Origin of the sequence: Streptomyces sp. NPDC059668 (assembly GCF_042734135.1) — a bacterium.
Classification (GTDB): domain Bacteria; phylum Actinomycetota; class Actinomycetes; order Streptomycetales; family Streptomycetaceae; genus Streptomyces.
On the sequence record NZ_JBHWEL010000048.1, the window covers coordinates 23,462 to 44,896 of the forward strand.

General features: G+C 68.6%; 23 protein-coding genes and 5 pseudogenes. 14 read left to right on the forward strand and 14 right to left on the reverse strand.

Annotated elements, in window-relative coordinates; translation table 11 throughout:
• Positions 1-484 precede the first annotated feature (484 nt).
• The 4 genes and pseudogenes from ACFV2J_RS28320 to ACFV2J_RS28335 all read left to right on the forward strand — a co-directional run bounded on the left by ACFV2J_RS28320 (position 485) and on the right by ACFV2J_RS28335 (position 3,908).
• On the forward strand, positions 485-2,389 hold the full coding sequence (locus ACFV2J_RS28320) for an ArnT family glycosyltransferase (RefSeq protein ID WP_385081832.1): 1,905 nt from the start codon (positions 485-487) through the stop codon (positions 2,387-2,389).
• Positions 2,390-2,775: 386 nt separating this feature from the next.
• A pseudogene (locus ACFV2J_RS28325) lies at positions 2,776-3,324 on the forward strand (aminotransferase class I/II-fold pyridoxal phosphate-dependent enzyme); the annotation flags it as partial.
• 133 nt (positions 3,325-3,457) lie between these two features.
• Positions 3,458-3,541: pseudogene (locus ACFV2J_RS28330) on the forward strand (hypothetical protein); the annotation flags it as partial.
• Positions 3,542-3,662: 121 nt separating this feature from the next.
• Positions 3,663-3,908, forward strand: a complete 246-nt coding sequence (locus ACFV2J_RS28335) for a DegT/DnrJ/EryC1/StrS family aminotransferase (RefSeq protein ID WP_385081831.1) — start codon at positions 3,663-3,665, stop codon at positions 3,906-3,908.
• Between the two features lie 164 nt (positions 3,909-4,072).
• Here ACFV2J_RS28335 and ACFV2J_RS28340 read toward each other — a convergent pair whose 3' ends face one another.
• The 6 genes and pseudogenes from ACFV2J_RS28340 to ACFV2J_RS28365 all read right to left on the reverse strand — a co-directional run bounded on the left by ACFV2J_RS28340 (position 4,073) and on the right by ACFV2J_RS28365 (position 8,397).
• Entirely contained in the window at positions 4,073-4,690 is a 618-nt protein-coding gene (locus ACFV2J_RS28340; protein ID WP_385081830.1) for a hypothetical protein, read from the reverse strand.
• A 268-nt stretch (positions 4,691-4,958) separates the two neighbouring features.
• The gene (locus ACFV2J_RS28345; protein ID WP_385081828.1) at positions 4,959-5,438 is read right to left on the reverse strand and encodes a hypothetical protein; all 480 of its coding nucleotides are present in this window, start codon (positions 5,436-5,438) and stop codon (positions 4,959-4,961) included.
• A gap of 357 nt (positions 5,439-5,795) precedes the next feature.
• Positions 5,796-6,777: pseudogene (locus ACFV2J_RS28350) on the reverse strand (transposase); the annotation flags it as partial.
• A 17-nt stretch (positions 6,778-6,794) separates the two neighbouring features.
• Positions 6,795-7,097, reverse strand: a complete 303-nt coding sequence (locus tag ACFV2J_RS28355) for an Ada metal-binding domain-containing protein (protein WP_385081827.1) — start codon at positions 7,095-7,097, stop codon at positions 6,795-6,797.
• Positions 7,094-7,825 carry a 2OG-Fe(II) oxygenase gene (locus ACFV2J_RS28360; protein WP_385081826.1) on the reverse strand — a complete coding sequence of 244 codons (732 nt, stop codon included), beginning with the start codon at positions 7,823-7,825 and terminating at the stop codon, positions 7,094-7,096. The genes ACFV2J_RS28355 and ACFV2J_RS28360 overlap by 4 nt, the downstream gene beginning before the upstream one ends.
• A 65-nt stretch (positions 7,826-7,890) precedes the next feature.
• Complete coding sequence (locus ACFV2J_RS28365; protein WP_385081824.1) at positions 7,891-8,397, reverse strand: methylated-DNA--[protein]-cysteine S-methyltransferase; 507 nt, start codon at positions 8,395-8,397, stop codon at positions 7,891-7,893.
• A gap of 98 nt (positions 8,398-8,495) precedes the next feature.
• Here ACFV2J_RS28365 and ACFV2J_RS28370 point away from each other — a divergent pair, with 98 nt between their 5' ends.
• From ACFV2J_RS28370 to ACFV2J_RS28390, 5 genes are all read left to right on the forward strand, one after another.
• Positions 8,496-8,777: a putative quinol monooxygenase gene (locus ACFV2J_RS28370; RefSeq protein ID WP_385081822.1), complete on the forward strand. Its 282-nt coding sequence runs from the start codon at positions 8,496-8,498 to the stop codon at positions 8,775-8,777.
• Positions 8,778-8,875: 98 nt separating this feature from the next.
• On the forward strand, positions 8,876-9,271 hold the full coding sequence (locus tag ACFV2J_RS28375; protein WP_385081821.1) for a RidA family protein: 396 nt from the start codon (positions 8,876-8,878) through the stop codon (positions 9,269-9,271).
• Between the two features lie 102 nt (positions 9,272-9,373).
• On the forward strand, positions 9,374-10,039 hold the full coding sequence (locus ACFV2J_RS28380) for an antibiotic biosynthesis monooxygenase (protein WP_385081820.1): 666 nt from the start codon (positions 9,374-9,376) through the stop codon (positions 10,037-10,039).
• Between the two features lie 96 nt (positions 10,040-10,135).
• Positions 10,136-10,825 carry a DNA-3-methyladenine glycosylase family protein gene (locus ACFV2J_RS28385; RefSeq protein ID WP_385081819.1) on the forward strand — a complete coding sequence of 230 codons (690 nt, stop codon included), beginning with the start codon at positions 10,136-10,138 and terminating at the stop codon, positions 10,823-10,825.
• Between the two features lie 147 nt (positions 10,826-10,972).
• Positions 10,973-11,209 carry a hypothetical protein gene (locus tag ACFV2J_RS28390; protein WP_385081818.1) on the forward strand — a complete coding sequence of 79 codons (237 nt, stop codon included), beginning with the start codon at positions 10,973-10,975 and terminating at the stop codon, positions 11,207-11,209.
• Here the strand turns inward: ACFV2J_RS28390 and lexA are convergent.
• Complete coding sequence (lexA, locus tag ACFV2J_RS28395) at positions 11,196-11,594, reverse strand: transcriptional repressor LexA (protein ID WP_385081817.1); 399 nt, start codon at positions 11,592-11,594, stop codon at positions 11,196-11,198. The genes ACFV2J_RS28390 and lexA overlap by 14 nt on opposite strands.
• A 191-nt stretch (positions 11,595-11,785) precedes the next feature.
• A complete protein-coding gene (locus ACFV2J_RS28400) occupies positions 11,786-12,532 on the reverse strand; it encodes a hypothetical protein (protein WP_385081815.1) in 747 nt (248 codons plus the stop codon).
• A gap of 192 nt (positions 12,533-12,724) precedes the next feature.
• On the opposite strand from ACFV2J_RS28400, the pseudogene ACFV2J_RS28405 reads away from it, so the two are divergent.
• Together ACFV2J_RS28405 and ACFV2J_RS28410 are read left to right on the forward strand one after the other, a co-directional pair.
• Positions 12,725-13,261: pseudogene (locus tag ACFV2J_RS28405) on the forward strand (type III polyketide synthase); the annotation flags it as partial.
• Positions 13,230-13,655 carry a hypothetical protein gene (locus ACFV2J_RS28410; protein WP_385081856.1) on the forward strand — a complete coding sequence of 142 codons (426 nt, stop codon included), beginning with the start codon at positions 13,230-13,232 and terminating at the stop codon, positions 13,653-13,655. The pseudogene ACFV2J_RS28405 and the gene ACFV2J_RS28410, both read left to right, overlap by 32 nt.
• Positions 13,656-14,250: 595 nt before the next feature.
• Here the strand turns inward: ACFV2J_RS28410 and ACFV2J_RS28415 are convergent.
• On the reverse strand, positions 14,251-14,859 hold the full coding sequence (locus ACFV2J_RS28415) for an SMI1/KNR4 family protein (RefSeq protein ID WP_385081814.1): 609 nt from the start codon (positions 14,857-14,859) through the stop codon (positions 14,251-14,253).
• Between the two features lie 140 nt (positions 14,860-14,999).
• On the opposite strand from ACFV2J_RS28415, the gene ACFV2J_RS28420 reads away from it, so the two are divergent.
• Both ACFV2J_RS28420 and ACFV2J_RS28425 read left to right on the forward strand, forming a co-directional pair.
• On the forward strand, positions 15,000-15,743 hold the full coding sequence (locus ACFV2J_RS28420; protein WP_385081812.1) for a DUF6193 family natural product biosynthesis protein: 744 nt from the start codon (positions 15,000-15,002) through the stop codon (positions 15,741-15,743).
• Between the two features lie 329 nt (positions 15,744-16,072).
• Positions 16,073-16,237: a hypothetical protein gene (locus ACFV2J_RS28425; protein ID WP_385081811.1), complete on the forward strand. Its 165-nt coding sequence runs from the start codon at positions 16,073-16,075 to the stop codon at positions 16,235-16,237.
• Between the two features lie 11 nt (positions 16,238-16,248).
• Here the strand turns inward: ACFV2J_RS28425 and ACFV2J_RS28430 are convergent, their stop codons facing one another.
• The 3 genes and pseudogenes from ACFV2J_RS28430 to ACFV2J_RS28440 form a co-directional block, all read right to left on the reverse strand.
• Complete coding sequence (locus ACFV2J_RS28430; RefSeq protein ID WP_385081851.1) at positions 16,249-17,004, reverse strand: class I SAM-dependent methyltransferase; 756 nt, start codon at positions 17,002-17,004, stop codon at positions 16,249-16,251.
• Between the two features lie 237 nt (positions 17,005-17,241).
• Positions 17,242-18,627 (reverse strand): annotated as a pseudogene (locus tag ACFV2J_RS28435) (transposase); the annotation flags it as partial.
• A 9-nt stretch (positions 18,628-18,636) separates the two neighbouring features.
• Complete coding sequence (locus tag ACFV2J_RS28440; RefSeq protein WP_385081810.1) at positions 18,637-18,840, reverse strand: hypothetical protein; 204 nt, start codon at positions 18,838-18,840, stop codon at positions 18,637-18,639.
• Between the two features lie 234 nt (positions 18,841-19,074).
• On the opposite strand from ACFV2J_RS28440, the gene ACFV2J_RS28445 reads away from it, so the two are divergent.
• A complete protein-coding gene (locus ACFV2J_RS28445; RefSeq protein WP_385081809.1) occupies positions 19,075-19,380 on the forward strand; it encodes a hypothetical protein in 306 nt (101 codons plus the stop codon).
• Between the two features lie 41 nt (positions 19,381-19,421).
• On the opposite strand, the gene ACFV2J_RS28450 is transcribed toward ACFV2J_RS28445, so the two are convergent.
• Positions 19,422-20,684, reverse strand: coding sequence for an MFS transporter (locus tag ACFV2J_RS28450; RefSeq protein WP_385441290.1), 1,263 nt, complete (start codon positions 20,682-20,684; stop codon positions 19,422-19,424).
• Positions 20,685-20,718: 34 nt separating this feature from the next.
• Positions 20,719-21,309 carry an ArsR/SmtB family transcription factor gene (locus ACFV2J_RS28455; protein WP_385081806.1) on the reverse strand — a complete coding sequence of 197 codons (591 nt, stop codon included), beginning with the start codon at positions 21,307-21,309 and terminating at the stop codon, positions 20,719-20,721.
• Between the last annotated feature and the right edge of the window lie 126 nt (positions 21,310-21,435).

Genomic DNA, 21,435 nt, shown 5'->3' on the forward strand with positions numbered 1-21,435 from the left:
CGCCGACCGCGATGCGGCTGCCCGGCGAGGTGTGCCGGCCGGGCGCGTCGCTCGTCGTGCCGCTGCCGGTGGTGGCCGCCCGCACCGCGGCCGGGCCGAGCGGCATCCGATCCGAGGGGACGAGAAGCCGTGTCGACCGGTGCGGAGCCGGTCGTCGTGGACATCCCGCTGTCGGTGCGCGTCGCCATCGGCGCCGGTACGACGGCGCAGGGCCGCACCGCCGGCACATCCACAGCGACCGGCGCACCGGCTCCCGGCGTCGCTCGCGCCGTAGACCGCCGCCGTAGACCGCTGGCGTCGACCACTGCGGCGTGTGCACGGGCAGCTTCCACCCCAACCGGTCTGCCGCCAGCGGCACGACCACTGACAGTCTGTCGGACGGCGTATTGCTGGACGGCACGCACCAGCAACGCCTGCGGCTCCCGGCCGACCCGCCGCCTGTAACCCGTCGCCCCGCCTGACCACTGATCCAAGGACCTCCGCCATGGCCACCATCCCCACCGACCAGACCACCGGCTCCCACAGCGGCCACCGGACATCGCACCGGCGCGGCAGCCGGCCGGAAGCTCCGGCAACCTGGGAACGCCCGGCGCTGGCCGCGGTGCTGGTCGTCGCTGCGCTGCTGTACGGCTGGGGCATCGGGCACGCCGCGATTCACCCCTACTACAGTTCGGCGATACGGTCGATGGCCGCCAGTTGGCGGGCCTTCTTCTTCGGCGGTCTGGACCCCAGCGGTTCGATCACTCTCGACAAGGTGCCCGGCGCCTTCTGGCCCGAGGCCGTCAGCGTCTGGATCTTCGGTCCCAGCACGTGGGCGGCCGCGCTGCCGCAGGTCGTCGAGGGCGTGCTCACCGTGTGGCTGCTCCACCGGATCGTACGGGCCTGGGCCGGGCCGTTCGCCGCGCTGATCGCCGCCCTGACGCTCACCTTCACCCCGATCACCGTGGTCCTCAACAGGGCCACCATCCCGGACACCGCACTCACTCTGCTGCTGGTGGCAGCCGCCGGAGCCCTGCAGAAGGCTGTACGGACCGGGCGGCTGCTGCCGCTGATCACCTGTGGCGTCTGGTGCGGACTGGCCTTCCAGACGAAGATGCTGCAGGCATGGCTGGTGCTGCCGGTCTTCGCCGTCGTCTACCAAGTCGCCGCGAGCGGCCTACCGTTTCGACGTGCCCTGCGCCTGCTGCTGAGCGGTTCGGTCGCCCTGGCCGTCTCCTGCTCGTGGGCGCTGCTCGCATGGGCGACGCCCGCCGCGGACCGCCCGTACGTCGACGGCACCTCCAACAACAACCCCTTCAGCCTGGTCTTCGGCTACAACGGCCTGAGTCGCTTCAGCGACGATGACACCGCGTTCGGTGCCATTTCAGGGACCGCCGCCAGCCGGACCTCCGGAAACACCGGCTGGGGAATGCTGGTCAACCACACCGTCGGCCCACAGATCGCCTGGTTCCTGCCGCTCGCCGCGCTCGCCGCCGTGGTGGCCCTGGTTTGGCGCGCCCGCGAACCGCGAACCGACCTGCTGCGTGCCGGATTCCTCCTGTGGGGCGGCTGGCTGGCCGTGCACGCCGTGGTGTTCAGCGTCTCCAACGGCAACCACCCGTACTACACGGCCGTGCTCGCACCGGCGATCGCCGCGCTTACCGGGGGCGGGCTCGCCCTCTTCCGGTCCGTGTACGAGGCAGGCGGTCGGCGGCGCGTGTGGCTGCCGTCGGTCATCCTGCTGACGGTGGTCTGGGCGCTGGTACTCGACGTGCCGACCCTGTTCGCCTCCTGGCTGCTGTTGCTCGCCGTGGGCCTTGCGATGTGCGGCACACTCGGCCTGTGGACCAGCGGGTCACACACCTCCCGAGGGATGGTCCAAGGCTCCCTGGCCGCCGGGATCACGGCCACTCTGCTCCTGCCCGCAGGCTGGGCCGCCTCCTCTCTCGACCCGCTCTACGCGGGCGCCTCCACCTCGCCCACAGCGGGCCCGGTCGGCAAGGTCTACCACAACGCCCTCCACGACCGATCCGCACTCCGCCGGGTCGGGCTCGACCAGCCCAGCGACCGCGACACCTCCCTGCTCGACTACCTAACCGCACACCACCACGGCGAGAAGTACCTGCTCGCCACCCAGGCCGCCTACCCCGCGGAGCGCCTGCTGCGCGCCCAGTCCCAGCCAATGCTCGTCATGGGCGGATTCACCGGCAAGACCCCCTTTCCTACCGCTGATCAAATCGGCAGCCTGGTCGCCACTCACCAACTCCGCTACGTGCTGCTCACCCCGCTGCGGCCCACCACCCCGGCCACAACCTGGGTGAAGTCCCACTGCACGCGCATCCGCTCCGGGGCCTACGGATGGCGCACCAAGGGCAGCTTCCGCCTTTACGACTGCAGCCGGCAGAGCTGAGGCACGACGCCGTCGATGGATTCGGCCGGTCGGCACGGGCGCACGCCCGACACCCGCGCATCTCGCCTCCGAGTGTGGCCGCGGTCTGCGGGCTCGGGTATGTCAAATTTAACGGCTTATCTTGGTTGTTGAGTGGTCAACCGGGTCGGTGTTGCGGTCGCACTCGGCTACCTCCCGCAGCACGACTTCCACGACGGGCCGGCCGCCACCGTTCAGTGGTACCGGGACCATCCGGACCGGTGGGCGCCGCTGCTGCGCAACTCCTCCTCCCCCGGCCCCGCGTCGTCGTTTCCCAGGCCTGGCAGGACACCGCGGCGGCAGGTGTCCGCGACCAGTGACCGGTCCTTCGCCGGCAGCTCCCTTACCGCGTCCTCGGAGCTTCCATGATGTTCAGCGACACCGTCCCGCCGCCGTCCGTCCGGTACAACGCCCGGCCCTACCTGCATGGGCCGCAGACAGACGCTGCGGCGCAGGCCATTCTCGACGGGCAGTACGGTCACGGCCCGCGCGCGGACCTGTTCGAACGGGAGCTGGCCGCGTACCTTTCGGTGCCGGACGTCGTCGCCGTGTCCTCCGCCACGACGGGCATCCACCTGACCCTGCTCGCGTGCGGGACCGGGCCGGGCGACGACATCATCGTGCCCTCTCAGACGTTCGCCGCGACAATCCAGCCCATCACCGCGCTGGGGGCCAGGCCCCGCTTCATCGACCACGATCCCGGCACTCTGTGCGTCAAGCCGTATGCCGTGCTGGCCGCGCTCACCTCCGGCACCCGCGCGGTGCTGGCGGTGCTCTACGGCGGCCGGCCGGTCGACCTCAGCAGCATTCTGGACCGCCTGCACGAGCGCGGCATCACCGTCATCGAGGACGCAGCCCAAGCCTTCGGATCCCGGCTCGGCGATGTCCCGGTCGGTGCCGACCAGCGCATCATGACGGTCTTCTCCTTCGGCCCGATCAAACAGGTCACGGCACTCGTCGGCGGCGCCATAGTTCCGCGCACCGCTTGGCGAGGCCGCACGGCTGCGCGAACTGCGCACGCTCGGGATCACCAGTTCGCAGCGCGAACGCATCGCCACCACGACGTACACCGTGGCCGGGCCGGGACTGCGCGGCACGATCTCGGAGGTCAACGCCGCGGTCGGCCGAATCCAACTGCAGCACTTCGACGAGATCGTCGCGCCCCGGCGCGTAGCGCTGTGGCAGGCCTACGCCGAGTGCGGGCGCGCGGCTGGTCGACGTCGGCACCGAGGACCCCGTGCCGTGCAACTGCGTCGTGCGTGTACCGGAGCGGGACCGGGTGCACGGCGTGCTGCGCGAGTACGGCATCGGCGTCGGCGTCCACTACCCGCCCAACCACCTGCAGCTTGCCTTCGCCGCCTGGCGCAGGCCGCTGCCGGAGACGGAAGCCGCCGCGCGGGAAATCCTCAGCCTGCCCTTCCACCCCGCCATGACGACCGACGACTCCCGATACGTCGTAGCGGCACTGCGCCAGGCGCTGGCCGCCATCCGCTGTCCCTGACCGTGCTGTGCACCGCCCGCAGCGCGGTCTGTGTCCGGCCACCCGACATCTGCTGACTTCCCGGAGGAGTGCCATGCCCCCATCAGCCGCCCGTTCGGCGCCTCGGCCGCTCTCGCCCGCCGCCGGGTGAACGTCTTGTGGGCCCTGATCCAGGACCGGCGCCACTACGCATTCGTGCCGCCGGGAGTCACGGCGTCGCTCGGATCTTGGTGCTGCCATCCGTCCAGGACTGCCTGCACTTGGCGGTGACCGGCTTGCTCGCGAGACCAGACATGCGTCCGACGGCGTGGATTCTTGTGGTCCCAGCTGTCGTAGTCCATGACGGCGACGGTGTCCGACAGCCGCCACCGCGAGGAACCCCATGAGGCTTCAGCCACCTCCCCCAGGCCGTCGAGGAGTTCGATGGCCCGGGCGTCAAGGGTGTCCACGGGCCATGGCTTCCACGTCGCGACGCTGTCGGTAAGGGCATGTGATTCGATCAGATGCGGGAGCGACGGGGCGATAGGGAGGTAAGGGCTGCCACCGTCGATGTCGGTGCCCACAGTGCCGTCGGTGTGGATCAAGTCCCGGCACGGCTTCGAGACACGCTCGCCGGTCCATTCGAAGTACCAGCCTCCTCTTACCGGGTCCTGCCACGCTGCCGTCCGGAGACCGAAGTGGTCGTACTCCCAACCGCGGGCGGTCTCGTACCGGTCCCCGTTCACGACCCAGCTGCGGCGTACCTCGTAGCGCAGGCCGCCGAACCTCTGCTCGAATCCCTCGCACCGGATGATGAGATCCATGGGGGCGGGGATGTGTTTGCCCGTGTGGTCGCGCACTTGCCAGAGCTCTATCGGCAGCCCGAGCCGAGCGGGCAACTCACGCCGGGCTGTGCGACGCAGGAGATCTTGTGCACGCGCCGAGAGCTCGGATGGATCTTCCAGGATGTGCATCCTGAACTTCTTTTCCAAAGGAAGGTGTGGCTGTCAGGCAGTCACGCTACCGGGCATCAGCCCGGTCTCTGCGGCTTGACTTCTGCATTGGGAAGCCCGTGCGCGCGGTTCGCTCGCGTCAGAGCAACGCAGCGATGCCGTCCCGGTCCTCGGGCAGGCCTGCCGTGCGGAACCACAACCAGTTCCCGGCGATGCCGGACGTCGACCCGTCGGAGTCCACGAAGGCCTGGAGCAGGTCGCGTTGCGCGGAGGTGAGCGGGCGGGTCGGGTCGTAGCCACCGGGGAAGGCTCTGTGCAGGATCGGTCCGCGTTCGTGGTCGACCATGGACGTGCCACCGGTAGTCACGATGGCGATGGCAACCGCTACCACCTCTTCGAACGATTCGGCAAGGGCCAGGGCGGAACGCAGCACGGTGAAACGGAACCACCCGTCCAGCCCGGGCAGCGGCTCGGGGAACCAGCCGTCTGTCGTTCGCGGGTCCCCCAGTGCGTGGAGGAGGACGGCGAGGGCGCGTGGCCGATCGGCATGGGTGGGCCCGAGCGCGGCGCAGACCCGCACGGCCGGGTCGGGGTCGGCGAGCAGGTCGGAGGTGTCCATGCCCCACATGGTGAGCGTGCGCGCCACGCTCGCTCGCTCCCGTCGGGCCGTGACGGCTCCCAGCCGGGCCTGCAGCAGTGCGGCGGCCCGTGGCCGCCGATCGATGAGCCCAGGTGCGGAAAGGAGCGGTGTTGCGGCGCCGAGCGCGGCCTCGCGGACATGGAGGTCAGGAGAGGAGAGAAACGGCTCGACGGCCTCGTAAAGGGCGGGGCGTATGGCCCGGCACGCGTGGAGGGCGGCGAGCTCGTCCGGGTCACGCTCGCGTGGCGTCTCCTCGTGCCAGGGCTCCCCCTGCCACGGGTCTCATGGGCGAATGATCGGCTGCCTTCGTCACTGCGGGCAAGGCATCTTGGCTGGTCAGGCCGCGGCCCCCTCGGCAAGCGAGGGTGTCGGGAACACGGACTCCTCGTCGAAGAGCTCGCGCTTCTGAAGACAGTGGTAGAGCTGTCCGATCATGCGGTTGAAAAGGTTGCGCTGGGCGGCTGCGTGCCAGTCGCCTGGTTCGTGTCGGCGCCGGTAGTGGGCTCCGGCTCCTGGCGAGTGGCGGAACGCGGACAAGGCCCACAGGTAGCCAGCGTGGTCGAGCCGGTCATTCTTCACCCAACTGTCTTGTGATGGCTGACTTCTTGCCCGAGGCACGGGTGATGGGAGACGAGCCGGCGTATGCCTTGAGGCCGCGGGCATCGGCGAACCGGGTTCTGTCGTCGCCGATCTCGGCCAGGACGCGGGCGGCGAGCTGGATGCCTAGTCCGGGGAAACTCAGCAGGATCTCAGCGTCCGGGTGCTGGGAGAATGCCTCTTCCACCGCTTTGGCGAGGTTGTTAGCAGCGGGGCAGGCCGCCTCCAACCGGATGAGCAGTGCGATCATCTGCTTGCCGAGAGCATCCTCGACCAGCGGTGGCTGGCGGGGCCCTTCGCGCTGAAAGACACCGCGGAGGCGGTCGGCCTCGGCATCGATGCCGCGCCGACGGCCGGCTCGCTTGAGCGCGGCCTGGATCTGAGGGCGGGTCAGTCGTGCGACCCGAGCCGGGGTCGGAGCGACCTTGAGAAGTTCCCGGGCCTCGGGACGACACAGACCGTTGGTCCAGACGGCGAAGGCGGCCAGGGCGGAAGGGTAGTACTCGCGCAACAAGGATCCGAGCTGGTTGGCGAGCTGCTGCCGGTTCCGCAGAGAGTCCTGCTGGGCTCGGGCCAGAACAGCGATGGCGCGGCCGAGGTCGCTGTCTTCGGGCAGCTGCCGGTGGGCGTGCAGGTCCGTGCGGAGGATGTTGGCTAGGACCAGAGCGTCGCCGGGGTCCGACTTCTTGCGCGAGACGCTGTACCGGTAGCGGGCGGCGGCCCGTCCGGCGGGTGTGCTCATGGGGCGGGTCCTTCTCTGTCTGCTTTCCAGCGGGCGTACTCCGCGGGCAGGCACACGGCGCACGGCCGGTACCCGGCCTTCGACGCGGTGTCCTTGTCGGCGAAGAACACCCGGTGCTCGGTGTAGGGCCCGCGGGCGACGGCTCCGAGTGCGGCCCGGCAGTCGAGCCGTCCGTACAGGCGGCTGCGCCGGTTCCCGCCGAGCGTTCCCGGCGTCGGGCTCCGGTAGGGACGCGCGTCGGGGCCGAGCAGGGTGTACGTCCGCGCTGCCGTGCTTTCGGCGTGGCGGCTGGTGGTCATGCCGCGTCGTGGAAGACGAGGCCGAGGGTGTGCCGGCTGCCGGAGCGGACGGTGCTCACGCCGTGCCGCATCGGCCCGTTGGACCAGCCCCGCTTGGTGGCCACGGGGCGGTCGCATGTGGTGAAGACGAGGCCGTGCCCCTGCGGGAGGGTCGTCGCCGAGCCGCGGGACTGGGCGCGGGGCCGCTGCTCGGTCATCAGGAACTCGCCGCCGGTGAAGTCGGTGCCGGGCGCGTCGAGGCCGACGACGACCTGGAGTGGGAAGACCATCTCCCCGAACACGTCGCGGTGCAGGGCGTTCCAGTCGCCGGGGCCGTAGCGCAGGAGGATCTGAGCGGACTTCGCCTGGCCGGCCTCGTGGCACATCGCGAGCCACTCCTCCAGGCTGTCGGGCCAGGGCGCCGGCTTGCCGAGCTTTGCCGCCCATTCCCTGGCGACCGGCAGCAGACGGGGGTAGAACGCATGGCGGAGCTCTGCTACGACGTCGGGCAGGTCGTGGGTGAAGTAGCGGTACTCGCCGGAGCCGAAACGGTGGCGGGCCATGTCGACGGTCGTCCGGAACCGGGCGGCCTCGTCATACAGGCCGGCGATCTGCCGGCATTCGGCGGCGGTGAGAATCTGCCCGGTCAGGGCGTTCCCGTGCTCGTTGAGCTCGTCGGCCAGGGAGATCCAGTCGGTCTGTGCGACACGGTGCGCGACCGGCGCCGCGAGCAGGGTGGTCTCGGTCATGGTGCGGTCCTTGGATCGGTGGTGGTGCTGTCCCGGCGCGGAACTGCGCCGGCCGGGGCGGCGTCTCAGGCGGCCCGGTGTGCGCTCTCGGCGTCCAGGAGCTGCCGCTTGCGCTCCAGTCCCCCGGCGTAGCCGGTCAGCGCGCCGTCGGCGCCGACTACGCGGTGGCAGGGCCGCACGACCAGCAGCGGGTTCGCGCCGATGGCGGCTCCCACGGCCCGCACGGCCTTCCTGGGGGCGCCTACCTCTTCGGCGATGCGGCCGTAGGTGGTCGTGGCCCCGTAGGGGACGGCGTCCACGGCGCTCCACACTCGCTGTTGGAAGTCCGAGCCACTCGCCACATAGTCGATGTCGAAGCGCGTCAGGTCTCCGTCGAAGTAGAAGCGCAGCTGGGCGACGATGTCGGCGAACGCCTCCGGATCGTGGGTCCAGCCCTCCTTGACCGTGGCTGCCCCCCTCTGTCCGCGCACGGACAACGAGACGAGGGCGGTGCCGCCCCTCACCGTTGTGGACTCCTCCCCCACCAGCAGCAGTTCGCCCAGGGGACTGTCGATCGTCGTGAAGGCGGTCATCGGTCCGGTGTCCTTTCGAAGCGTTGCACTTCGGTGTTCCGCCCTCTAGTCTGCGGCGGTACTGCGGCCATGTCTGGCGGGATTCGGACGCTGCTTTCGTGTGGGTCTGCCGGTCGGCCGCGGGCGTGCGGCGCCTGGCCGTGGGGGTCAACCCGAAGCTCGCAGAGGCGACCCGCCAGGAGTACGGGAACATCTCCTTCGACGTCTACCGGCAGATCGACGACGAGCGCAGCGTCGTGATCCTCGAGCGCTACGCGTCCCAGGACGCCTTCGCCGACCACCAGGCCAGCGACCACTTCAGGCAGTCGGCCCTTGAGCGGATCGTCCCGTCCCTGGACAAGCGCTGGCTGGAGGAGTATGCCGACACGCCCGCCGACTAGCGTGCCCGCCGCCCGAGGCGCCGCACTGTAGGACTGGCCGAAGCAACGGCCGAGCCGCCGGAGCCAGGACACTCCCGACCCGGAAAGGTAGTACCGCCATGACCAGGGAAGTCATCCGCGTCGAGCCCCTCTCGTCGTACCTCGAACGGTGGAAGGCGCCTACCTCCGCCGTCACCAGGCACGGCGACACCCTGTACGTCTCGGGGTTCCCGCCCTTCGACCCGCAGACCGGCGAGATCGCCGCCGGAGCCACGGTGGAACGGCAGACGGAACTCGTGATGGAGCAGATGAAGCTCTGCCTGGAGACCGCCGGATCCTCCCTGGACAACGTGCTCAAGTGCCACGTGTACTGCACCTCGGTCGACGACTTCGCCACGGTCAACGCCGTGTACGCCCGCTACTTCACCGGACCGCCGCCGGCCCGCATCCTCACCGCCGTGCCCGCCTGGCCGGGCCCCTTCGACGTCGAGGTCGACTGCGTCGCCGCCTGCTGAAGACCGCCCGGGACCACGCGGCGCCCCCGCGCTCCCGCGCTCCCGCGCTCCCGCAAAGGAACGGCCTGGCGCACAGGCACTGACGGAAAGGAGCCGCACACCATGTTCTCCGTACTCTTCGAGGTCCACCCCGGCTCCGGCCGGTGGGACGACTACCTCGGCTACGCCAAGATGCTCAAGCCCGAACTCGAGGCAATCGACGGCTTCGTCGACAACATCCGCTACGGCAGCCTCACCCGCGGCGGATGGATCCTGTCCCTGTCGAACTGGGACAACGAGAAGGCTCTCGTGCGCTGGCGGACCCGGGCTCGCCACCACGGCGTGCAGGAGGCGGGCCGCGCGGGCGTCCTGTCCGACTACCACTTGCGCGTCGGACAGCTGACCGCGGACTCGGGCCTGCCCCCGGGGCAGGCGCTGCCGGAGCAGCGACTCGACGAGACCGAGACCGGCCAGGGCACCACAGTGGTCATGGTCAGCGCCGAACTCCCCTCCGGGGAGACCGACAACGCCGGCCCCCGCGGCCTCGCGGAACGGCTCGGCCTCGTGCACGACGCCCCCGGGCTCCTGGCATGGGACGTATTCGACGCCGTGCTCACGCCGGGCAACGTCATCCTCGTCACCACCTGGCGCGACCACGCCGCGGCTGAGGCGTACCAGCTGACGGCCCCGGTGCCGGGCGACGCCCGCAGCCGCCGTGTCCGGGTCGTCCGCGACTACAGCATGCGCGACCGAGACGAGGCGCCGCAGTACTACCCCGACGTCGAGTAGCCGCCACCACACCCGGCCGCCCCAGGCCTCAGCCCCCGCGGGCCCCGCTGTCTCGCGGCGGGGCCCGGCCAGCCCCGATCGAAACGACCCGACGCCATGGGAAAGCCCGACCCCCACAAGGCCCTCGCCTCACGCGAACCAGCCTTCGCCCGCCTGATCGCGGCGTACGGCCCGCAGGACCCCTTCGTGTGGCACGACGGAGGGCGGACCGGCACGAGCCTGTTCGCCGCGCTGCTGCTGCACATCACCGGCCAGCGGATCTCGGCACTGGCCGGATTCACCCTGTTCGACCGGATCGCCGCCGCCACGGACGGCATCCCCACCCCAGCCGCCGTAGAAGGCCTCGGCGTGCCCCGACTGCGCTCCATGGGACTGACCGACACCAAGGCGCACTGCGCGATCGCACTCGCCAGCGCCCAGACACACGGGACCCTCGACCTCGACGCACTCGCCGACATGGACGACCGCGCGGTGATCGACACGCTCACCTCCGTCCGCGGCATCGGCCGGTGGACGGCACAAGCCTTCCTGATGCGACAGCTCCACCGGCCCGACGTCCTGCCTGCGGAGGACATGGGCCTGCGGCAGGCCATCCAGGACCAGTGGCACCTCGGCCACCTCCCCACCGTCGGCGAGGTCCTCACCAGAGCCACCGCATGGTCGCCGTACCGCAGCTACGCCTCCGCCCTCCTGTGGCGCTCCCTCAAACCGGTGGGCGAGCTCTCCGATCCCAAGGAACGTGCCCTGCACCGGTTCGGCGGACCAGACGATCCCAGGCACTCCTGAAGGGTGAATGACCTCTGCGATGCTTCGGTGTCCGAGGCCGAAGGAGGGGTCGTGGGGATTGAGCTGGAACTGCACTCTGGGCGACCAACGCAAAAGAAGTCTTCTCACGACACGTTGCTGCGTGGTTCATACGGGCACGGTGAAGCGTTGGCGAGGGCACTGAGCACCCTCGAGCGGCATGGCCCGGGCAAGCTCGGCCGGGTGGATCCGTACGGTGACACGTTGTTCAACGAACAGGAAGCTCAACTCGCCTGCCAGGAAGCCGTCGCCCTGTCGCACAGGTGCACTGACGACCACCAAAAGGCGGCTCTGCTGGACCTCGCCGAACTCCTGGAAGCGTGTGCGGCGACGCCGGGCAGCTACTTGTGGTTCATGGGGGACTAGCCACGATGTCCCCGGGGTCGGCGCTGTCCTGGCGGCGGACGGTCACGAGGTCGCCGTCGCAGATCGCCGCGCCGATCACGGAGTCGCCGGAGACCGTCAGGGCAAACTGGTCACCGTCGCCGACCATCTGGCGGGGCAGGGCGTAGACGTCCTCGATCATCTCCTCGGCGAACACGGGTGCGCCGACTGCGATGCGTCCGACGAGCGGTACGTCGACTGGGTCGGTGCTGCGGTCGCCGAATTCGGGGGCCCACGAGGGGCGTACGCAGTCGGCGCGGGGCCATTGCGGGTCGCGGTAGAGGACGCCCTTGCGTTCGAGGGCCATCAACTGGTGGGCGACTGGGGAGGTTCCGGCGAGGTGTACCGCGGCGCCGATTTCCCTCATGGAGGCGGGTAGCCCTGCCGGCGGACCGACTCGGTGATGTGGCGGACGATGTTCGCCTGTCGGCTGGTCAGTTCACCGCTTCCGTTGCCGGTGCCCGGGGGACGATGAAGGCTGCGCAATGGTTCTCGTCGATGGCCACGACGTGCCGCGTGGGGCGGACGGAGTCTGTCCGCCCGCCCCACACCTCGGCGTCAGTCGGTCCGGCGGTCGTTGAGTCCTTCGCGCACGAGCCAGTACGGGTAACTGAACCGCTCGCCGAGAGCGACGAACCTGGCGTACGTCTCCCCGTCTGCCGGCACGGGCACGAAGTAGGTCTTCACCGCGCGCAGGAAGAGCCGGTAGCCGAGGTCCGCGCACGACTCGGTGACGACCCGCTCCAGCGCGGGGACCAGTCCGGTCGCCGGAACCCCGTACGGGGGCTGCTCCGAGGCGATGCGCAACGGCTCCGCGACCGTGTGGATCACCTCGATCACCGCCCGCCGCAACTCCTCGTCCACCACCGGCTGTGGCGGCGGAGGGACGAACGCCGGATCGTCCTGGTGCACGCGGGCCAGCCACACCTCCTCGATCCGCCGCAGCCAGGTGCGGGCCGTCATCCCGTGCTCGTCCGGGTCGAGGATGCCGTGCGTGGCAGCAAGCCACACCGTGCGGATCGTCTCGTCCGGCAGCGGTGAGCGCAGGAGCCGCTGGATGTCCTGGCCCAGTTGGGCGGCCTTGGAGCGGTCGAACTGGTCGAGCGACGTTTCCGCCAGCATGAGCCACACCCTGACAGGGCCTGGATCGTCGGCAGGGGACGGGAAGTGCTCCCTGTAGAACTCCTCCAGCACGCGCCATCGCGAGGCGAGCCAGGTCAGCCCGATGTCCGTCACGTAGATGTCTTCGATGAATTCGACCTCGACGAAATCGACCTCGACGTCGCTGTCAGGCTCGTGTGTCATGGTTACCCATTCAGATAGGAGGTATAGACGACCCACTGGCCATGAGGGTGCGCACAGTTTCCCTTGCCGATGTACTTCAGCTGGACGATGACCCGTCGCGATGTGACCGTCAGTTTGTCCGCCGTGTCTCCCGCCCTGGCCCATTTGTAGCCGATCGGGGCGCCCTTGGTGTCGAGGTCTCGCACCTCCCACGTGGTCGGCATGGGGTGCAACGCTGCCATGAACGCGCTGGCCGCGGCCCGGGCGTGGTGCCTTGCGAACCCCCGTCGGGTGGCGGTTCTCGCGTGCGCGTAGGCGTGTTCGGCGGCGTACGTGTTCGCCTCCACGATGCGAACCGCCGTGGTCAACAGCCTCTTCGGTGACGGCGCGGCAGCCGTCGCGCTGACGGCGCCGCTGGTGGAAGCCGCCGCTCCGGCCAGGACGGGCGATGACCAGGGCGGGGCACCGGTGCCTCATCTGCTGTTGTCGGCGAGCCACGTCATCACCTCGGCGGTCGACGCGATGCATTACGACTGGGGTGACTTGCAGAGCAGGTTCTCCATCTTCCTGGACCGTCAAATCCCGTACGTGATCGGGGCGCACGTGGAAGAGGTGTCCGATCGTCTACTCTCCGGCGCCGGCGTGCGGCACTGGCTCGTTCATGCTGGCGGCCGGAAGGTGATCGATGCGGTGCGGGTGAATCTCCGCCTGACACGCGATGACATGCGGCACACCGCGGCGGTGTTGCGGGGCCCCGCGGCCGACGAACGCAACCGCATTAGCGCCGCCACGGAACCGTACCCTCGCCGGCGCCCCCGAACGCTCCAATGGCGCCCTGACCATCGAAGCCGATGTCCCCAGAAACGCGCTGACCCAGCGTCACCCAGACCTGAAAAACGAGTTCTACGAACGGGTCAAGATCCAAGGCGGCACCAGCGAGGTCGAGACCCGCCTCTGCATGAAAATCGTCACCCTCAAGACGACCATCACGAATAAGAACGCCGAAATCACCCGGCTCAAAGACGACGTCAACGGCTTCCTCGCGGAGAACACCAGACTCACGCTCGAGAACCAGGAACTGCGCGACGTGCTCAGCGGAACTGCCGCCAACGTCACGCCACTGCGGTCCGGGCCGGCCCGCTGACAGCAATTCTTGCCCAAACCTGGCAATTCAGCCCCGACGCCCTGCGTACTGCGGCCCCATCGCGAGTAGCCCAGCTTGATCTCAGCCAGGTACTGGGCCAGGTCAAAGCGGACTTCTTCGTCGACGACACGGTCCTCGATCCCTGGGTACATCAGATCGCCCCAGATCACGGTCTGCTTCCGAAGCCGGATCCGGATTCCGACCACCGAGACAGGGTCGGAGCCCTGCCTGTAGGTCGCAACGTCCACGCTCCTGGCTTGATCGGTCGGATAGAGCGGGCCTCCAGGCCTGAGGAGCTGACCCGGATGGCCGCCGGTTGCGCCATTGTGGGTGCGCGTGATCAGGTCGAGGCCGTCGACAAAGAGGTACGTGTGTACGGCGCCGCACGTGGGTGGCCCCGGGCAGGCGGTGACCAGTAGCGTGCTGACTGAGTCGTGCCCCTGGCGATCCCTGCGGTTGGCGCGCACCAGGCGCGGGGACTTACGCGGCATCCGTCCTAGGTGACATCACGGTGCCGATGATAGGGGGCCATGATCCGTCCGGCAGTTCCTTTTCCAAGTTGCAGGTCATGTTCTCTTGATCTGCCAGTTCCTGCTCAACCCGCAGGCTTCCAGTTCAAGTCGCCTTGCTCGTCGACCTCGCCCACACCAGTCGCCTCGGCGCCGCCGAGAGCAGCATGCTGCAGCAGCACCGGCGTCTGTGTTTCGAGTGCGGCAGCGACATCCCGAAGCATCGAGCCGACTGAGTCCCACAGGGGCACCCCCAGTCCCCAGCGCTCGTGGTCCCAGAGGAATACAGCCCCGTGATACCCGCCAGGCCGAAGGTCAACGATTAGGCCGTCACCACCCGGGCTCATCGCGATCGGCATGAATTCCGACAGGAACCGAGCCTTCGGTGCCCCGTTCGCGTCGAATGTAGGCCCCTCCTGCTCTGCGACAAGCAGCCAGATCTCCCGGGTTTCGAGGGCCTCGTCCAAGGAGACCGGGGCGAAGGACCCAGGGATCCAGTAGTCGGCGCTGACGTCGGTCAGGGCCCACCACTCCCGCAGGTCCACCGGGAGTGGCACAGCCAGTGAGGCTTCAACGGCCTCCAGACGCCCAGGGTCTGCCGCCGGCCTGAGTGGAACCCACCGGACACGGGTACTCAGCCAGAGACCGATCCGATCCCACGGCTCCCGCACCGCACCTTGGTCAATTGACGTCATGGCGGGCAGTCTGCCAGCCCGCTACGACAACGGCGCCCGACACCGGATCAATACCGATGCGAGCCGGCCACACGCCGGTACGGTGACAGAGAAGGTAACCCGCGCGCCCGTATGGCGGCGGCTGCGGCAGTATCTCCGTCATGACCACACCTGCTGATCAAGCTGCGTTCTACCCCGACGTTCTGGCAGAGGGAAGCCTGGCGGCGGTCCTCCAAGCCGCTGCGGATATGGACGGCCTCTCAGTTCCCGTTGCGGTGTCAGAGTCCAACCCTCTGTACGGCGCCACAGTGGCGAGCAACCTTCCGTGCCGGAACAGGCTGACCGTCCGCGCGTACACCTGGAAGCGGAGGTGGTCGATCCGCGGCGAGGAGTCGTGTCAGGGCATGGAGCTCATCGGCGGGGACACCGATGATGTCGCGCAGATTGTCAGGGCTGCGCAGGCCTGGCATGGAGGAACCGAGTTGACCGAGATCCGCCGGACCGCGCCTTTCGTGCATCTGTCGGGCCGTTTCGAGGTGCCCGACCACGATCCGGCGCAGCTGGCGGAATCCGAGTGGCAGCACCTCCGGACTCGGGCTGCTGAGGCAGACGCGCCGGAGTTCCAGGCGCTCATCGAGGCGGCCTACCGGGAGCCGGCGTTGCGAGCGCTCTACCCGTTCACCAGCATGTGGACGTTGCGGTTCTCCACCTGTACGCGCCCGGGCCTGGCCGACCTCGGGCTTTTCCTGGACGCATATCGCGGCGGTCGGTACACCCTCAGCAACAGTCTCCTTGATGGCACGATCCTCGGCGAAGCTGCGAAAGCAGAAGACCTTGTGTCGGTGGCCGTGCACCACCTCCCCTCCCATCTCGGACCTGTTACATCAGGGGCGAATGCTCCGTGATCACGCCGGGGTCAACACGGTGACTTGCCCGGGAAGCACATGCAAGCCACCGTGCCACCGTCGCCCCGGGGCCACGGATACCTCCCGCCGTCCGCTGCGTGTCGGGGGAAAGTTCATGGCGCTGCGCCGTACCGACACCATCGAGTGAACGCCGTTCCCCGTCTGGTTGACACAGCCCGCCGGTGTCCGGGCTGCGGGTGCAGTGTGTGGGGCGACCAGTCCACGCAGAGCGACGAACCCATTTTTGATGACCGCCCTGTTCGGAGTCGAGGAGGTCCTCCCATCTGGCAACGAAATCTCGCGGTCCGGCGGCCGCGTTGCGTAAGCAGGTGAACGAGGCGCTTGCCGGGCTGTCCGCGGCCGTCAGTGAGGATCCGCAGATCCTGCAGACGCAAGGGCTCAAGCTGGTCAACCATCCCGGGCCGGGCGGCTGCGACGACAACGAGAGGGCGCAAGCGTCCGGCGAGCAACCGCGCGGTCCGGCCAGGGACTGAGGGTCCGGTGTTTATACCTTGCTCGCGACCACCATGTAGTTCTCGGCCTCAAGATCGAACGTGCTCAGTTCCGTCTGGAGTCCGACGCGGTGCAACTCGACTTCGAGTTCCTCGTACCGGTAGGGCCAGCAGGACAGCAGTTCCGAGCGGACAAGAACCAACCCGGTCGCATCAACTTGCGCGATCGCGATCTCGATGTGGTGCTCCTCCTCCCAATGCGGCGCAATCTCCCAGCGGTAGACCACGACGGCATCGCGACCGTTCCGGCGGACGAGCCGGTCACTGATCTCCAGCCGGGAACCTCTGGCCCTCACGAGTTCCCAAGTGCGGGATGTGAGTACCAAGCGTCCGCCGGGGCGCAGAAGCCGTGACATCGACTCCAGAGCAGCACCCCTGCCTGTCGCGCCCGCGGCATGGTGAAGCGAGTTGCCAACGCAGAACACCGTGTCGAACGCGTTGTCCTGGAAATGGTCGGGCAACTCTTCCCAGTTCGCCCGTACGGCTCGGACGGATGCCCCGAACTCCTCAGACAACTCGGCAGTCCGACGAACCATCGCCCCGCTGGCGTCAGTTGCGACAACCTGCATGCCACGACCGGCGAGGCCAACCGCCAACTGTCCGGTTCCGCACGAACAGTCGAGGACGTGAGCGTTCGACGGCAGGAGATTGAGGACGTCGTCGAACGACGCAGCAAACTCGGCTGGAGGCAACTTTGCATCCGAGATGAGCCATTCGTACACCTCCGCAAGGACGTCATAGCCTGTCACAACCACTACCTCCGTCACGCGGCAGACTCACGGTAGGACGTCAGTCCATCAGCGGAGCAAGCCGGGCACCAATGGTTTTCGCAAGGATGGCTCTGACGGTTCTTGCGGGTTGTTAGTTGTCCGTCTGAGTGGATGTGTACCGCTACAGCGACTGGTTCCTGCTGGCCTGCGCGGTGCTGCCCTGGGCCATCGAGCAGTACGACGCCGCGCTGGTTCCCGCCGGCTGACAAGCCCGCTTCAGTCGGCCGCCGATACGTCCTCGTCCTCGTCCAACTCGGGGGCGACCGGGTCGCGCAGTGGGCGCAGGGCGCCGGCTGCCGGGGTCGAGGCAGTGAAGCTGTAGCGGCCGTGCAGGTTCAGGTTGCGGTGCTTGAGCGGGGAGATCCGGGCGATATCCTCCTCCCGGATCTCGTGGCCCTCGGCCTTCAGCTGGGCGACGGCGGCGTCGATGTACCGGGTCGTCCAGAGCACGAGCGCGTTGAGGACCAGGCCGAGCGCGCCGAGCTGGTCCTCCATTCCGTCGCGGTATGCCTGGTGGATGGTGCCGCGCTTGCCGTGGCACAAGTCCCGGGCCAGCTTGTGGCGGGACTCCTGCACGGTGAGCTGCCGGTTCATCTGACGGCGGTAGGTGTCGTCCACCGGGTCGACCACGCGCAGCAGGTGGCCTGACTTGGCGATCCGCCCGTACTCCGCGAACGCCCACCCAGCGGCGTCGGACGCCCCTCCCGGCCGAACACGCGCAGCAGGTCGTAGGCGCGGACCTGGTTGGTGACCGGGGAACCGGCGACCTTCAGCATGTCCGGTCACTGTTTGATCACCTTGTTCAGGTTCACGCGGTTGCGGGCCAGGTCCTCCAGCGCGCCGTATGTGCGCGCCTCAACGCCGGGCATCGTGGCCCCGCCAGAACCGCTGGTCGTCCAGGTCGCGGAACCGCGGGCTGAAGTTGTAGCCGAGGATCTTGAACAGGCCGAACACCATGTCGGAGAACGAGGCTTTGTCGGTCGCCACCATCTGCGGCTTCACCCCGCCGTCCAGGTTCAGCAGCGCGTCCAAGATGTGCAGGGAGTCACGCGAGGTACCGGGGACGACCATCTGCCCGATGCCCGCGACCTGGTCGTTGACGGCGTTGAGCCAGGTGATGCCTCGCTTGAACCCGAAGTACTTTGGCGACGGCGCCGCGCTGACGGTGCGGACGGGGACGACGAACCGCTGCCCGTCCACCGACGCGAGCAGGCCCTCGCCCCAGAACTTCACGATCGGCACCTCGGCCTGGGCGGCGATCAGCCGCGCGTTCGCCGCGGCGATGGTGTCGGGGCGCAGGTAGTACTGGTCGACTGCACGAGCCGGGCCCGGGTCAGCGCCTCATGGGCGGGGTTCACCACCGGGGCCAGGCCGATGTTGCACGCCTCGGAGACCAGCAGCGCGACTACCGAGATGGACAGGTCCTTCCTCCGGGTGGTGCCGTTGCCGAGGTGCACGAAGGCGTAGAGAAAGCCGGTCCAGGCGTTCACCTCGAACAGCAGCCGCCAGGTCGATCTTCGAGAGCATCTTCTCAACCCGCTTGCGCAGCCAGGTCAGGGATCTGGGTTCGCCGAACGCGCCGAGCTTGTCGACGTTCAGCCTCGCCAGGGCTCAGCCGTCGAGGCCGAAGGTTCCGGTGATCTCGCCGAATAGGGCGTCATCGTGGCGTACGCCGACCGGCCGCAGGTTCACGCACGTACATTCGTCGACGACGACGTGCCCCGCCTCCTTGAGGAAGTACGCGAACCAGGCGAAGGGCCGGTCGCTGCGGTCGAGATCCACGCTGCCCTGGACGAGGCGCGCGGGTCGGCCCACGGGGAGACGGCAGCGGACCCCGGTACGGTGTCGCCGTCGTCGTCCGTGGCGGGCCCGAACGCTCCCATGCGCAGCCCCCCGGACAGGGCTGCAGCCTGCTCTGCACCGGGGAGCTGGCCGGCGATCACGCCGACCGGGACCGGGCGATCAACGCCCTGGCCGACGCCCTCACCCGCCTCCCCGACACCACGACCGCGGGCCAGCAGCCGGACATGCGCCTCAACAACGGACCGATTGGCCAGCGGCCTGGACGTCGGCAACTGCCACAGCATCGGCGTCACCACAGCCCACACCGACCGGCTCACCAGCGCGGTAACCGCCATGCTCGCCACCCTCGGCAGCCTGCCCCCACACGCCGACACCGACCTGGACGCGCTGTCCCGCGCCAACATCGCCGGATCCTTCGACGACCTGGACCTCACTGAGCTCACCGGTGACACCGACGCGAGCCCGCCCGAGCACGGGGTGCTCGGCCCCCGCACCTTGGACGACCTGCTCGGCAACTCCCCCGGTGCCGCCACCGACGACAACGACCGGTAGACCACCGCGCTCCCCACGTTCGCCGTCGTGTGCAGCGCGCACTACCCGCAACTGCGCCGGGGCAGTTCCGCGCGCCGTACCGCGCTGGAAGCCAGGGCGATGACCACACCCAAGCTGGCGAACATGCCGCAGGCGACGAATACCGGGGCGGCGCCCCAGAATCCGATGGCAGCGCCGACCATCGGATAGCTGAGGGGTGCAAAACCGACCATGGTGAGCATGACGACGGAGGTGACCCGGCCGAGATAGGCCGGGTCCGCTGCAGTCTGTATGAGTGTGTTGACCAGGCTGCCGAGGACACCCGCGTTCAGCCCGATCACCGCGGCTAGCACGGAGGCGATCCAAAGGGTCGGCACGAGCGCGATGGCGCCTGCTCCCGCGCAGGCCGCGAACAGCGTCCCGGCGAGCATCAGGCCGGCACGAGGCAGCCAGCCAGCAATGGCAAGCAGTGCGGCGCTGGCCGCTGCACCCGCACCGAAACTGCTGACGATCCAGCCGTATCCGGAAGGGCCCCAGCCGCGCTCGGCGTTGAGAAGCACCATGCCGACATTGAGGGTGCCAAGGAGGCCGAGTTCGCAGATGGCGCCGACGGCGACGAGCGGACTGATGAGCCGGTGCCCGCGGATGTAGCGCAGCCCGTCGAGCAAGTCCGTGCCTACTGTGCCCGGCTCCGGCAGCGCCGGATCGCGCTCCCCGAGAGACCGTATCCGTACCGTCAACAGGAGTGGCAGGGAAAGCGCGAAAAGCAGGCCGGCGACAGTGAACGATGCCGCCGTGCCTCCAAGGCCCATGGCCAGGCCGCCAATCGGCGGGCCTGCGATCTGGCCGAGGCGCATCGAGAGTGTGCGCATGCCGGTGACCCGGGCCAGCTGGTCGGGGCTGGTGATTCGCGGCGGGAGGGCCCCGACAGCGGGGACGAATAGCGCGTCTACGATGCCGAAGAGGACCGCCACTATGGCAAGGATCCACAGTGTCGGCGCCGTCAGGGCGATGCCGGCGGACACCGTCAAGATCAGGAAACAGCGCAGCGCGTCACTGCCGAGAATCACCCGGCGGGGGTCGAACCGGTCGGCAACCACGCCCCCACCGAGCATGAGTAACGCCCGCGGCAACGCCCCGGCAGCCATGACGAGACCAACTTCGGTGGGACCGGCGACCTCCTGCGCAGACCAGCCGAGGGCGACGAAGTACACGCTGTCGCCGACGAGGGATGCCGTGTACGCGGCCAGCCAGCGCAGCACATTGCCGTCACGGTACGCCGGGGTAGTGGCGCGTGCGGACAGAATTTTCTCTGCGTTGGCCATGGAAAGCTCCAAGAAGTCTCAGGTTCCGGTCGTGTCAGGGCCGGAACGGGAAGCCGTAGAGGTGCACGGACACGTGTTCACGGCCCTCGGTGTCGCCAGCTGCCTTGGCTGCTTTGCCCCGCTCTCGCCACCGCCGGGTCAGCTCCTCAAGTTCGTCGCTCATTTCCGCGAGTTCCGCCGGGGTCAGGTCGAGCAGCCATTCCGAGCTGAAGGACGCGTCAGTCCACTCATTACCCCAAGCGGACTTCTGATCGAGGTAGGCCCGGTATTGGGTGATGCGGGTATCGAAGATGCCACGAGTTACCGCACCGACTGCGGCGGCTCCCTCGGGCGTGCCCGCGAAGTCCGACTCGCGGAAGCCCCAGCCTTCGGATACTGCCTGCCACCACCGCTCCCGCCCGTCGGCACCCTGGCCGCTCACCTCCGCCACGAAGCCGTGCTCGGCCAGCTTGCGCAGGTGATAACTGACCAGCGACGGAGTCTCGTCGACGTACTCCGCGAGCTGAGAGGCGGTCGCAGAGCCCGCAGCCAGCAGCAGTCGACATAGCTGCATCCGCAGCGGGTTCATGAACACTTTCAGCCGCGACAGATCGGTGATCTGCTCAGGTTCGCGCTTCGGTCGCATGCGCTAACCGTAGATGTGAAGCAAAAACTTCACAATAGCGGCTTCAGAATCTCACGGGGCAGAGCCCGGAACTGTGCCGACGAGGGTCAGCTCCGGCCGCCTTCAAGCAGCAGGCCCGTAGTGATC